The following is a 12,227-nucleotide window of genomic DNA, read 5'->3' as shown; positions in this document are numbered from 1 at the left end:
GAAGGGAAGGCGGATGTCCGACCGGCTGGAGGCGATCCTGGCGGACGCGGTGCCACGCGTCTGCCCCGCCGCGGTCGCGCTGATCTCCGTGGACGGCGACGTGGCCGCCACGGCGGCGGCCGGAGAGCTCGTCCGCTACGCCGACGCGGACGGCACCCTGGCCGACGAGCGACCGCCCGTGCGCGTCGACTCGGTCTTCGACCTGGCCTCGGTCAGCAAGCTGTTCACCACGGTCGCGCTGCTGTCGCTCACCGAGGAGGGCCTGCTCGACCTCGACGAGCCGGTGGCCGCGCGGTTTCCTTGGCACCTGTCCTGCGTCGATCCGCGGATCACGCCGCGCCGCCTGCTCACCCACACGGCCGGCCTGCCGCCGGGCCGCCGGATCGACCGCGAACTGCCCGACGCCGGGTTCGAGGAGCGCATGGCCGCGATGACGCGGACACCGGTCTCCCACCCGCTCGGCGGACCGTACCTCTACAGCGACGTCGGCATGATCATCGCCGGCCGCACCGCGGAACTCGCCGGCGACGCGCCGCTGGACGCGCTGGTGGAAGCCCGCGTCACCGCCCCCCTCGCCCTCACCGACACCGGCTACCGCCCGGACACCCTCGGCCGCGCCACCACCCCCACCACAAAAGCACCCGAGCCAGGCACCACCGGCCGGCCCACCACCCCCACCACCAAAACACCCGAGCCGGGCAGCGGCGGCCAGGAGGCGCTCGGGCGGGGCGCCGCACGCTACCGTCCCGCCGCTCTCGAGCGGATCGCGGCGACCGAGTGGAAGCCCGGGCGTCCAGGTCCCGGCTGCGTGCGGGGCGAGGTGCACGACGAGACCGCGTACGCGCTGGGCGGCGTCGCCGGGCACGCCGGGGTCTTCGGCACGGCGGGCGACCTGCTCGCCTTCGGTGAGGCGCTGCGGCGCGGCACCGCGCAGGACGGCCCGATGCTGCGCCGCGAGACCCTCGCCGAGATGCTGCGCGACCAGGGCACCGAGGGCGCTCCGTTCCGCCACGGGCTGGGCGTGCGCCTCGGCGACCCGGGCATCGCCGGCCCGCTGGAGTGCGCGTTCGGCCACTCCGGCTTCACCGGCACCTCGCTGGTCGTCGACCCCGTCCGGCGGCTCACCGTCGTGCTGCTGACCAACGCCGTCCACCCCGTACGCGGCCGCGACGGCATCCGCGCCCTGCGCGTCGCCGTCGCGACGGAGGCCGCCCGCCTCGCGGCCTGACCCGCCCGTCAGGGAGGGCAGCGGTCACCTGCCCCGCGGCCCGAACCCGGCGGTCAGGAGCGTGGAGGCCACCCGCACCCGCCCGTCAGGGGGCCAGCGCCTCCAGCGCCTCCTCGGCCCGGCGCATCGCCTCCTGCGGGTCGGACACCGGGATGTCACGGTCGAAGTTCAGGTCGTGGAAAACGTCGGTGACGCCCTGCGCGGCCAGCTCGGCCACATCGTTCCTGATCTTCTCGTACGTGCCCGTCAGCGGCCGATCCTCGTCGGCGGCCCGCACCTGGGTGACGCCACGGCAGACGAACCGGAACGCCTCGGGGTCACGTCCCCGCGCGACCAGCTCGTCCTTGATCATCTGGATCCGTCCGGCGATGGCCGACAGGTCCTCCCTGCTGGAGCTGACCCAGCCGTCGGCCAGCCGGGCGGCGCGGCGCAGCGCGACCTCTGCGGTCCCGCCGAGCAGGACGCGCGGCGGCCCCGGCACCGGCTTCGGGTCGACGTACGAGGCGGGCACCCGGTAGAAGTCGCCGGAGTGCTCGACCACCTCGTCGGTCCACACCTCGCGCAGCAGCTCGACGTACTCCTCGCCCCGCCGCCCCCGGCGGGCCATGTCGACGCCGGTCGCCTCGAACTCCTCCGGCACCCAGCCGAGCCCGACGCCCGCGAGCACCCGTCCACCGGAGACCGTCTGCAACGTCGCGAGCTGCTTGGCCAGCACGACCGGCTGGACATAGGCGTTGATCACCGCCACCCCGAGCTCGATCCGGCTGGTCACCGCCGACAGGTGCGCCAGGGTGATCAGCGGGTCGTGCACGGCGCGATAGGTGGGCCCCATGCTGTGGCCCACCGGGTACATCAGCCGCTGGAACGTCCACAACGCGTCGTAACCGAGCTCCTCGGCCCGGACGGCGACGCGCCGCATGTTCTCGGGTGTGGCCCACGGCCCTGACTGCGGAACGGCGAAACCGACTCTCATGCCCCTAGTGTGACCGACGCGCGTCCACACCGGACGAGAGCCTGTGGCCCGCGAAAGGAACCCCGGCGCGCGCGTCGAAAGCCGGCGGCGTCGGCCCTGGCGGCAGGGCCTCGCGGCCGGCCGGCAGCGGGATGAACACGTCATCCCCTCGCGAGGGCGTCAAGGGGAAGCCGTGCACACGTTGACCACCATCCGTATGCGGTGAGCTATGGACACGGAGAGTGACGTCACGGATACTCATCGTGTTGGACCTGGTGCTCCCCCTTCTCCCATGATCACTCAACCGCTTGCGGCGCTCCGGCTCGCCCGGGATGCCGTGGGCTGCCCGTGGGGGAGCCGAACGGAAGGAGAACAATGCAGTCGATGAGGTTCTTGGCCCTCCCCCTCGCCGTGCTCGCGACGGCGGGCCTGACGGTCATCGCCACCGCACCGAGCCAAGCGTCAGCCCCCGCCGCCGCTGCGCGGCAGGCAGCGCTTCCCCACGGATACCAACTGGTCAAACTCCCCAACGCCAACGTCCCCAACTTCCAGCGCCGTACCCTGTACTGCCCCGCCGGCAAGAAGGTCATCGGCGGCGGCGCAGAGGCCCGGGGCAACCGGGCGATCCTCGTCGGGTCGTTCCCCACCGACGACGGGCGCGGCTGGATCGGCCTCGGCCGCCAGGACGGCAACAGCACGGTAGGCATCAGCGTCTTCGCCATTTGCGCGATCTGACGCCGGCTCCCCCCATGCGCGCCCGGGCCGCCCACCGGCCCGGGCGCGCGGCGCACACCGTCTGTGCCGCGGAATACCCTGTACGCGTGGGTCTTGAGGAGGAGCTCGCGGGAGTCGCCGCGGCGTACGGCGGCGCGGGCGCTCCCGTTCTGCACCCGACGCGCACCGACGTCGTGGTGTTACGCATGGGCGAGGTCGTGGTGAAGGCCCATTCGGCGGGCGACGACGTCGAGGCGCTGCGGCTGAGGGTGCGAGCGGCCGCGTCGGCGGCGGCCAGCTCGGTGGTCCTCGCGCCGCTCACGTCCGAGGTGCTCGCGGTGGGCGGGCGCGCGGTCACGGTGTGGCCCGCCGGGCGGCCGCTCTCGCAGGACGATGACCCAGGCGCCGCACCCTGGGAAGAGGGAGCGAGGCTGCTGGCGCGCCTGCACGCCGTCCCCCTCACGCTGCTGCCCGACCTGCCGCCCGCCGGCGGGCCCGCGCGGGTCGCCCGCGCGGTCGGCCGCATGACCGGTGACGGCCCGGTGGAGCAGCTCGTCAGGCGGACGTTCAAGGAGCTTCCAGAACCCGGGCGCACCGGGCCGCTGCCGGGCCTGCTCACGCACGGCGACTGGCACCTCGGCCAGCTGGTCCACCGCGACCGCTGGCTGCTCATCGACGTCGACGACCTCGGCGTCGGCGATCCGGCATGGGACCTCGCCCGTCCCGCCGCCTGGTACGCGGCCGGGCTGCTCGACCCGGCCATGTGGGAGCGCTTCCTCGGGGCCTACCTCGCCTCGGGCGGGCCCGCGCTCGGGCCGGGCGACGACCCCTGGCAGTGGCTCGACGTGCCCGCCAGGGCGCTCACCGTCCAGCTGGCCGCCGTGGCCGTCTGCAACGCCGCGCGCGAGGGCCGGGAACTCGACGAGGTCGAGTATTCGTTGGTCGAGTCGTGCAACAGAATCGTCGGCGCATGACGGTGTTGCGCGCGATAGGTTTCACCGTGAGACCTCAAAGCTGGAGGAGCGACCTAGATGCAGTGCCCCAAGTGCCGCGGGAACATGCGGACCTATGAGCGCAACGGCGTCCACATCGAGCAGTGCGACAACTGCCGTGGGATCTTCCTCGACTACGGAGAGCTGGAGACGCTGACCCGGATGGAGTCGCAGTACCACGCCGCTCCCCCGCCGCCGCCCGCGCACGGCGGCCCGGCCTGGGGCGCCCCGCACGGCGGCCACGGCGGCCACTACGGCCACCACCGCCAGAAGAGCTGGGTGAACATGCTCTTCTCCACCTGATCGTTCGACTGCGCAAGGCCGCGCGCCGCGACGGCGCGCGGCCTTCGCCGTCCAGGAACCCGCCGGATCACGAGGGGAAGTCGTCCGGGTCCACCTTCTCGGTGCGGACGTTGCCGCCGGTGATCGAGTGCAGCGTGATGCGCCAGTCGTGCCAGAGGATCTGCGTGGCGGTGTAGGTGGTCTCGAACTCCACCGGCTTGGCGAACTTCTCGAACCCGCACTTGCGGGTGAACCTCCGGTTCCTGCCCTCCCAGTCGACGCCGTGCGAGAAGTAGACCCGGTAGCTGCCGTCGCGCACCCCGCGGACCTTGAACGTCGCCTTCCTGCGTACGTACACGCTGAAGGCCGTGCGGCCGCCTTTGACGGCGGTCACCACGGCGTCACGGTCGCCGCCGTTGTCGATCTCGAGTGAGCCGCGGCCGCCCAGCGTGCCCTTGCGGACGAACTCGCCGTTGCGCAGCCGCCTCGTCTGCTTCTTGCCGGCCTTGACCGACACGACGTCGGCCGGGTAGTCGCCGGCGCTCCGCAGCGCCCTGCCCGCCGCGTCGAGCGCGGCGAGCCGCCCGCCGACGTCGGCGAGCACCGCCGAGGACGTGCACAACTCCCGCACCCCCACCTTGGTCATCGTCGTGCCGAGCACGTGCGCGAGGTCGCTCAGGGCGGAGACGTACGCGTCGTGCCGGGCGCGCACCTCCTCGGGCGGGACGAGCGCGGCCAGCGCCTGGGCGGCCTCGTTCAGTTTCTCCTCGGCCGCGACGACCCGCCGGGTGAGGTCCTTGAGCCGGCGCGCGCGGGCCATCGCCGTGATCGCGCCGGCCATCGCGTCGTGGCGGCGTTCGAGTTCGCTCCGGTACGCCTCGGGCGTCAACGCCGACGGGCCGGGAGTGCCGGCGCCCGTGCTTGTGCCCGTGCCGCCGCCCGCGACCCCCGTGGCCCTCGGCTCGCCTTCGGTCGGCGACGGGGCCGCCGAGGAGCAGGCACCGACGGTGGCGAGCGACGCCATGGCGAGAACGCAGGAGATCAACCGGGGGGCAGCCACCTGCCACACTATCGCCGGATTAATCCCCTACCGTCAATCTCGATGCGGACAGCCCTTTCTCCCTGTCCTGCCACAGCCACCGGGTGATGCCGATGCTCTCCAGGAACGGCAGGTCGTGACTGGCGACCACGAGCGCGCCCCGGTAGGCGGCCAGGGCCTGGGCGAGTTGCGCGACGCTGCTCATGTCGAGGTTGTTGGTCGGCTCGTCGAGCAGCAGCAGCTGTGGCGCCGGCTCGGCCGACAGCAGCGCCGCCAGGGCGGCGCGGAACCGCTCGCCGCCCGACAGCGTGCCGACGACCTGGTCGGCCCGGTCGCCGCGGAACAGGAAGCGCGCCAGCCGGGCGCGGACCTCGTTCACCGTCGCGGTGGGCGCGGCGGCCCTGACGTTGTCCACCACGCTCAGCCCGTCGTCCAGTACCTCGAGCCGCTGCGGCAGGTGACGTACGGGCACGTGCGCGCCGTGCTCGACGATCCGCCTGAGCAGGGTCGTCTTGCCCGCGCCGTTGGGGCCGAGGAGCGCGATCCGCTCGGGCCCCCGGATGACCAGCGTCTCCAGCACCCCGGCCACGATCTCCCGCTCATGGCCGGGAGCGGCGGGAGGCGGCGGCAGGGGCAGGGTGAGCACGGTACGGCCGGCGGGCACCTCGGTGGCGGGCAGCTCGACGCGGATCTCCGCGTCGTCGCGCACCGCCGGCTCGGCCTCCGCCAGCCGCTCGCGGGCCTCCCGCAGCTTCTCCAGGTGCAGTGCCCGCTGCTTGCCCGCGGTGACCTGAGCCTTGCGCTTCAGCCCGTTCGCGGCGATCTTCGGCACCTTCTTGTTCTCGAACGCCTTCCTCCCCTGACGCGCGCTCCTGTCGATCCTGGTACGGGCCTCGATCAGCTCGCGCTGCTGCCGGCGGACGTCGCCCTCGGCGGCGCGCACCATGCGCTCGGCCGCCTCCTGCTCGGCCGCGACCTGCTCCTCGTACGCGCTGAAGTCGCCGCCGTACACCCGGACGGCGCCGTCGCGCAGCTCGGCCACCTGGTCCACCAGGTCGAGCAGCGCGCGGTCGTGGCTGACCACGAGCAGCACGCCCCGCCAGGCCGCGACCGCGGCGTAGAGGCGGCGGCGCGCGTCGAGGTCGAGGTTGTTGGTCGGCTCGTCGAGCAGCAGCACGTCGGGCCGCTTCAGCAGCTGGGCGGCGAGCGCGACCATGACGCTCTCGCCGCCGGACAGCGTGCCGACCGTGCGGTCGAGCCCGACGTGGCCGAGGCCGAGCCGGTCGAGCTCGGCCAGGGCGCGCTCCTCGACGTCCCAGTCGTCGCCGACCACGGCGAAGTGCCGCTCGGCGACGTCGCCGCCCTCGATGGCGTGCAGCGCGGCCCGCGTCGCGCTGATCTCCAGCAGGTCCGACACGGTACGGCCGGCGAGCGGGACGTTCTGCGGCAGGTAGCCGATCTCGCCGGTGACGGACACGGACCCGGAACTCGGGGTCAGCTCGCCGGCGATCACCTTCAGCAGCGTGGACTTGCCGGATCCGTTGCGCCCGATGAGCCCGGTACGGCCCGCGGGGAACGCGGCGTCGAGTTCGTCGAGCGCTGTGGTGCCGTCCGGCCAGGCGAAGGACACGTGGTCGACGACAACGGAGAACATCATCAAGCGGCTCCCATCACAAAAGTCGAAATTTCGTGACTTGGCGGGAACACCGCATACGCGCACAACACCACGGAAATGAAGTCCGCTGTCCAGGGGGAGGATCTCCTCCGAGGTCCAGGTGTGCGCGCACATGCCCATGACAGGGCGGAACGGCGCGGTGCCCGCGACCTCAGATCCTCACGTCAACTGCCCCCATGATTCGGCGATCGGACGCCGTACAGCCTATGCGACGTCCACCACACCGGCAAGATCCGGTGTGACCGTCGACTGAGACGCCGCTCACACCCTAGAGTCGGGGCCAACACCCCCAGGAGGTCAGGCATGTCGAGCATTCCCTCCCTGCTCCGCGACCGGATCGCGGCGACCCCCGACGCCGAGGCGTACCGTGTGCCGTCCGATGACGGCTGGATCTCACTCTCGTGGCAGGAGGTCGGCTCACGCGTACGGTCGCTCGCCCTCGGTCTGTCCGAACTCGGTTCCGGCCCCGGCAACCGGGTGTCGATCCTCTGCTCAACCCGGCTGGAATGGATCCTGACCGACCTCGCGGTGCTGTCGACCGGTGCCGCGACGACGACGATCTACCCGTCCAACACGGCCGCGGAGTGCGCGTACGTCATCAACGACTCCGGCAGCACGATCGTCGTCGCCGAGAACGACGACCAGGTCGCCAAGCTGAGGTCGGTGCAGAAGGAGCTGCCCCGCGTCACCCGCGTGGTGGTCGTCGAAGGCACCCCCAGCGACGACGGCTGGGTCGTCACCCTCGACTCGGTGAAGGCCGAGACCGGCGACTACGACGCGATGGTGGACGCCATCTCCCGCGACGACCTCGCCACGCTCATCTACACCTCCGGCACGACCGGCGTGCCCAAGGGCGTCGAGCTGACCCACGACAACTGGCTCTACACGGCCGAGGCCGTCGGCGAGGTCGACCTCATCGGGCCGTCCGACCTGCACTTCCTGTGGCTGCCGCTGTCGCACTCGTTCGGCAAGCTGCTGGAGGTCGTGATGATCGCCCTGGGCGTGCCGACGGTGATCGACGGCCGCCTCGACAAGATCGCCGACAACCTCGGCGCGGTCCGGCCGACGGTCATGGCCGCCGCGCCGCGCATCTTCGAGAAGATCCACAACACGGTCGTGGCCACCCAGCAGCGCGAGGGCGGCGTCAAGCTGCGCATCTTCGAGTGGGCGCGGCAGACCGGCATCCGGGTCAGCCGGGCCCGTCAGCACGGCGCCCCCATCCCGGTCACCACCCGCGTCGAGTACGCCATCGCCGACCGGCTGGTCTTCAGCAAGCTGCGCGAGCGGTTCGGCGGGCGCGTCCGCTTCTTCATCTCGGGCGCCGCGCCGCTGTCACAGGACATCGCCGAGTTCTTCGACGGCGCCGGCCTGACCATCCTCGAGGGGTACGGTCTCACCGAGTCGTCGGCGGGCAGCTTCCTCAACCGCCCCGACTCGGTGCGGTTCGGCACGGTCGGCCGGCCGTTCCCCGGCACCGAGGTGCGCATCGCCGACGACGGCGAGATCCTCATCGGCGGGCGCGGCATCATGCGCGGCTACCACGGGATGCCGGAGGAGTCGGCGCAGGCGCTGGCCGACGGCTGGCTGCACACCGGCGACATCGGCGAGCTCGACGAGGCCGGGCGGCTGCGCATCACCGACCGCAAGAAGGAGCTGATCAAGACCTCGGGCGGCAAGTACGTCGCGCCGACGTACCTGGAGGGCCGGATCAAGGCCGCCTGCCCGTACGCGTCGCACGTGTTCGTCCACGGCGACCGGCGCAACTACGTGACGGCGCTGGTCACCCTCGACATGGACGTGGTCAGGCCGTGGGCGCAGGCCGAGGGGCTGCCGACCGACCCGGGTGAGCTGAGCCGCCACCCGCGCATGCTCGCCGAGGTCGAGAAGGCGATCAAGCAGGTCAACGACGACCAGGCCAGCTACTCGACGGTCAAGAAGTTCGCGATCCTGGCCGCGGACTTCACCGTCGAGACGGGCGAGCTGACGCCCAGCCTCAAGGTCAAGCGCAAGGCGGTCGAGGAGCGCCACGGCGAGGTGCTCGACTCTCTCTACGACGCCTGACCGCCCGGGGTGATCTCCCGCCTGCCGGTGCGTCCGCGCCACTGCGACGCCCAGGCGATGGTGCACGCCGTCCGCTACTACGAGTTCTTCGAGGACGCGTTCCTCGACTGGCTCGGCGAGCGCGGCGGCTACGACCGGCTGCGGCGGGAGGGCGCCGACCTGGTGATCCGGGCCAGCGGGTGCGAGCACCACGCCCCCGCCCGGCTCGGTGACGTGCCGGCCGTGCAGAGCGCGCCGTCCCGGGTGGGCACGACCTCGCTCTCCATCAGATCCTCCCGAGGGGACCGTCGCCTTCAGGCGACGGTCCCCTCGGGAGCGGGAGGGCCGTCAAGGCCCGAGCGTGCAGTGACAGAACCTCGGAAATTGTCGCCACCTCCGGATACGATTGCTTTCGTGCTTTCGGGCATCGGTCAGGGCTTGGCCGTCGTCTCCCGCGCAAGCGGGGCGAGAAGCCGCTCTCTTCAGGGAGCGGAGGAGTCACGACGTTCACGGTCCGCCGAGACGCGGGCGAGCTGGTGGCCGTCGGCACGATCACGTACGTGTGCGTGCGCGACGGCCGCCCGTCCGCGCTGCCCCCGATGCTGAGGTGAGCCTCACAGCACCCGCTTGGCATGCGGAAGGGAACGCACCAGGTAGGCCACCCACCAGCACAGCGGCAGGGCCGTCGCCAGCAGCAGCGCGAACTTGACGACCGCGGGGGCCTCCAGCCAGCGCAGCGCCCAGCCGAGACCGACCAGCACCAGCGGGTGGATGACGTAGACGGTGTAGGCGTGCTCCGACAGGAACCTGCCGCGCGGCCCCTGCCGGTCGCGCCGCTCGCGGAACGTCACCGTGAGGCCGATGATCATGCTGACCGCGAAGACGGACTCCCACAGGGTCATGAGGGCCGACGACAGCGCCCCCGTCGTGGACAGGGCCGGAGGGATCAGCGCCACGGTCGACACCAACGCGGTGCCGAGCCCGAGCCGCGCCGCCCGCGCGGGCAGCGCCTCGAACCAGCCGCGCCGGTAGGCGAGGCAGCCGAGGACGAACATGCTCACGTACTGCGGCATGTACTGCGCCGACGGCAGCCCGACGACGGGGACGTACGTGCCGGTCGGCACGAGGAGACGCCACAGGAACGTCGCGACCGCGAGGCCGAGCGCGTAGGCCACGATCCAGAGCAGCCGCGGCGCGGCGGGCGTCCGGGTCGTCTCGGGCGCCGGGCCGCGCCAGGTCCGCCAGGCCGCGTAGGCGAGCGCGAAGACGATCAGCACCTCGACGAACCACATGGGCCCCGGGTCCCAGGAGGCGAAGTAGTACACCCCGTACGGCAGGCCGCTGCCGGCGTGACCGCCGAAGTTGACCATCGGCCGCAGCACGAGGAGGAACACCAGCAGCGGGACGCCGAGCCGGATCAGCCGGTCACGCACGAACGCGCGCCCGCCCTTGCGGTCGTGGGAGCCGGGGGTGAAGAAGCCGGAGATCAGGAAGAAGAAGCCCATGAAGAAGGCCTGGTTGGCCATGACGAAGAAGTCGAGCAGCAGCCCGGTGGGGTCCTTGGCGGGCTCGGTGTAGAACCAGAGCGGGATGTTGCCGTACGTGATGGCCGCGTGGTGGGCCACGACGAGCGCGGTCAGCACCACGCGTAAGGCGTCGATCGCGAAAATCCTGGTCCTTGACGTCGTGTCGGTCATCTCCGGCAGGCCCTTTCGAGGAGGTCGGCGAGCTGGGCGGCGTGGGCGTCCAGGTCGTGGCCGGGGTTGGCGGCCCAGTAGGCGAACATGCTGTCGATGGCCGAGGAGTGGGTGATGGCCATCACGCGCCGGTCGAAGTCGCGGAACTCGCCGTTCTCCTGGCCGAGCTGGTAGATCCCCTCCAGCGCGCGGTAGATGTCCTCGTTGGCGTTGATGCCGTAGCGCGGCCGCCCGTCGGCGGTCCTGAGGTTGGTGAAGATCTCGCCGAGGGCCAGGAGCTGCGAGCGGTGGCCGCGCATGTGCTCGGCGACGGACGTGACGTGCGACCTCAGCAGCTCGGTGGCCGTGGTCAGGCCGATCATCTTGGTGCCCACGTACTCGGCGATGGTGCCGTACGTGCGCTCGACGACCTCCTCCATCAGCTCGTCCTTGCCGGCGAAGTGGTAGGAGATCACGCCCTTGCTGATGCCCGCGTGCTGGGCGATCCGCGCGAGCGACGCCTGGGCGAAACCCGACTCGGCGATCACCTCGATCGCCGAGGCGACGATCTGCGCCCGCCGCGCCTCCTCGATGAAGGACCGCGATTTCTGTCCACCCGGCTCATTTTCTGACCGCATGGCCAAATTTTAGCCCATGCGTACGAACGGTGCGTACTGTCGAAAGGGTCAGAAGGGGAGCCAGCCGATGCCGCCGTGGCAGGTGCCGCCCGCCTCGACGTGGTCGGCGACGGCGCCCTCGAGACGGGTGCGGCGGGGCAGGGCGGCCGGGTTCGCCGCGCCGGCGCCGTAGACGTAGGCGAGCATCTCGCTGTCGTCGAACCGGTCGAAGAGCTGGAAACGGCGCTGGAAGGCCACGATGTTGGCGTCGTCCGGCAGGCGGCGGGCGAGGTCGTCGTTCAGCAGCCACGACCCGCACGTCATCACGACGGGCTTGCCGTCGGGGAAGTGCCGGGGGAAGAACCGCCGGGCCCGGGCGAAGGAGGCGTCGCACTCCCCGGGCGTGAGCGGGCCGAGGAAGTCGGGCACGTGCACGCCGAGCGACGATGCGCCAGGACCGCCCGGCAGCCCGGCCGCCCGGACCGCCTCACCGGCGGCCCGCCCCAGCGTGGCCCGGTTGAACTGCAGGCGGCCGAGGGCGTACAGCAGGCCGCGGGCGTGCAGCATGAACCAGTGGGGCGCGTGCAGACCGGGAGCGCCGTGGCGCTTGCGGTGCACCGCCATGTTGCGGCCGAGGTCGGTGAACGTCGCGAACGACACCTCCTCAGGGACGCCGAGCCGCCGGTGGTAGGCGCGGGTGTGGGGCAGCGCGGCGAGGTGGACGTACACGTAGAAGTACGGACCCAGCTCGGGCAGCGGCACGAACGGCGGCGGCCCGTCGAGGTCGCCCATCGTGGACACCAGCGAGCGGACGCACCGCTCGGCCAGCCACCACGCGCCGGTGCCGCGCTCGGGCCGGGCGGCGAGGACGGGGCCGACGTCCTCGTGCGGCACCGCGAGGCGCAGCAGCTCCGACATCAGGTCGGCGGGCAGCACCAGGTCGGGTCCTTCGACCGACTCCAGGTGGTCGAGCCAGGCCGGATGGTCGCGCAGGAGTGCCTTGACGTCCACT

Annotated in this window: 12 protein-coding genes; 6 read left to right on the top strand and 6 right to left on the bottom strand. The window is 72.0% G+C overall.

Going from position 1 to position 12,227, the window contains the following annotated elements:
* The first annotated feature begins 13 nt into the window (after nt 1-13).
* Nucleotides 14-1,228: a serine hydrolase domain-containing protein gene (locus BLR04_RS07260; RefSeq protein WP_090760984.1), complete on the top strand. Its 1,215-nt coding sequence runs from the start codon at nt 14-16 to the stop codon at nt 1,226-1,228.
* Nucleotides 1,229-1,313: 85 nt separating this feature from the next.
* Here BLR04_RS07260 and BLR04_RS07255 read toward each other — a convergent pair whose 3' ends face one another.
* Complete coding sequence (locus BLR04_RS07255; protein ID WP_090760982.1) at nt 1,314-2,201, bottom strand: TIGR03619 family F420-dependent LLM class oxidoreductase; 888 nt, start codon at nt 2,199-2,201, stop codon at nt 1,314-1,316.
* 363 nt (nt 2,202-2,564) lie between these two features.
* On the opposite strand from BLR04_RS07255, the gene BLR04_RS07250 reads away from it, so the two are divergent.
* The 3 genes from BLR04_RS07250 (at nt 2,565) to BLR04_RS07240 (ending at nt 4,189) form a co-directional block, all read left to right on the top strand.
* On the top strand, nt 2,565-2,915 hold the full coding sequence (locus BLR04_RS07250; RefSeq protein ID WP_245740081.1) for a hypothetical protein: 351 nt from the start codon (nt 2,565-2,567) through the stop codon (nt 2,913-2,915).
* An 86-nt stretch (nt 2,916-3,001) separates the two neighbouring features.
* Nucleotides 3,002-3,868 (top strand): phosphotransferase family protein, encoded by an 867-nt coding sequence (locus BLR04_RS07245; RefSeq protein WP_090760976.1) that lies wholly within the window; start codon nt 3,002-3,004, stop codon nt 3,866-3,868.
* A 57-nt stretch (nt 3,869-3,925) separates the two neighbouring features.
* Nucleotides 3,926-4,189, top strand: coding sequence for a TFIIB-type zinc ribbon-containing protein (locus tag BLR04_RS07240; protein WP_090760974.1), 264 nt, complete (start codon nt 3,926-3,928; stop codon nt 4,187-4,189).
* A 67-nt stretch (nt 4,190-4,256) separates the two neighbouring features.
* Here the strand turns inward: BLR04_RS07240 and BLR04_RS07235 are convergent, their stop codons facing one another.
* Both BLR04_RS07235 and BLR04_RS07230 read right to left on the bottom strand, forming a co-directional pair.
* Nucleotides 4,257-5,228: a hypothetical protein gene (locus tag BLR04_RS07235; RefSeq protein WP_143021978.1), complete on the bottom strand. Its 972-nt coding sequence runs from the start codon at nt 5,226-5,228 to the stop codon at nt 4,257-4,259.
* Nucleotides 5,229-5,247: 19 nt separating this feature from the next.
* Complete coding sequence (locus BLR04_RS07230; RefSeq protein ID WP_090760969.1) at nt 5,248-6,864, bottom strand: ABC-F family ATP-binding cassette domain-containing protein; 1,617 nt, start codon at nt 6,862-6,864, stop codon at nt 5,248-5,250.
* A 321-nt stretch (nt 6,865-7,185) separates the two neighbouring features.
* Between BLR04_RS07230 and BLR04_RS07225 the strand changes: the two genes are divergently transcribed.
* Nucleotides 7,186-8,943 (top strand): AMP-dependent synthetase/ligase, encoded by a 1,758-nt coding sequence (locus BLR04_RS07225; protein ID WP_090760967.1) that lies wholly within the window; start codon nt 7,186-7,188, stop codon nt 8,941-8,943.
* Nucleotides 8,944-9,000: 57 nt separating this feature from the next.
* Nucleotides 9,001-9,528: an acyl-CoA thioesterase gene (locus BLR04_RS42710; protein WP_425413432.1), complete on the top strand. Its 528-nt coding sequence runs from the start codon at nt 9,001-9,003 to the stop codon at nt 9,526-9,528.
* 8 nt (nt 9,529-9,536) lie between these two features.
* Here the strand turns inward: BLR04_RS42710 and BLR04_RS07215 are convergent, their stop codons facing one another.
* From BLR04_RS07215 to BLR04_RS07205, 3 genes are read right to left on the bottom strand one after another with little or no spacing between them, the layout of a single operon-like run.
* Nucleotides 9,537-10,619 (bottom strand): acyltransferase family protein, encoded by a 1,083-nt coding sequence (locus tag BLR04_RS07215; protein WP_090760963.1) that lies wholly within the window; start codon nt 10,617-10,619, stop codon nt 9,537-9,539.
* Complete coding sequence (locus BLR04_RS07210; protein WP_090761525.1) at nt 10,616-11,236, bottom strand: TetR/AcrR family transcriptional regulator; 621 nt, start codon at nt 11,234-11,236, stop codon at nt 10,616-10,618. Before BLR04_RS07210 ends, BLR04_RS07215 begins: the two co-directional genes overlap by 4 nt.
* A 48-nt stretch (nt 11,237-11,284) precedes the next feature.
* A complete protein-coding gene (locus tag BLR04_RS07205) occupies nt 11,285-12,226 on the bottom strand; it encodes an acyltransferase domain-containing protein (RefSeq protein ID WP_090760961.1) in 942 nt (313 codons plus the stop codon).
* Nucleotide 12,227: the final 1 nt, after the last annotated feature.

It is taken from the genome of Nonomuraea maritima (assembly GCF_900100395.1).
Lineage (GTDB): Bacteria > Actinomycetota > Actinomycetes > Streptosporangiales > Streptosporangiaceae > Nonomuraea > Nonomuraea maritima.
The sequence above is the reverse complement of the archived record's forward strand: the minus strand, read 5'-3'. Positions and strand labels throughout refer to the sequence as shown.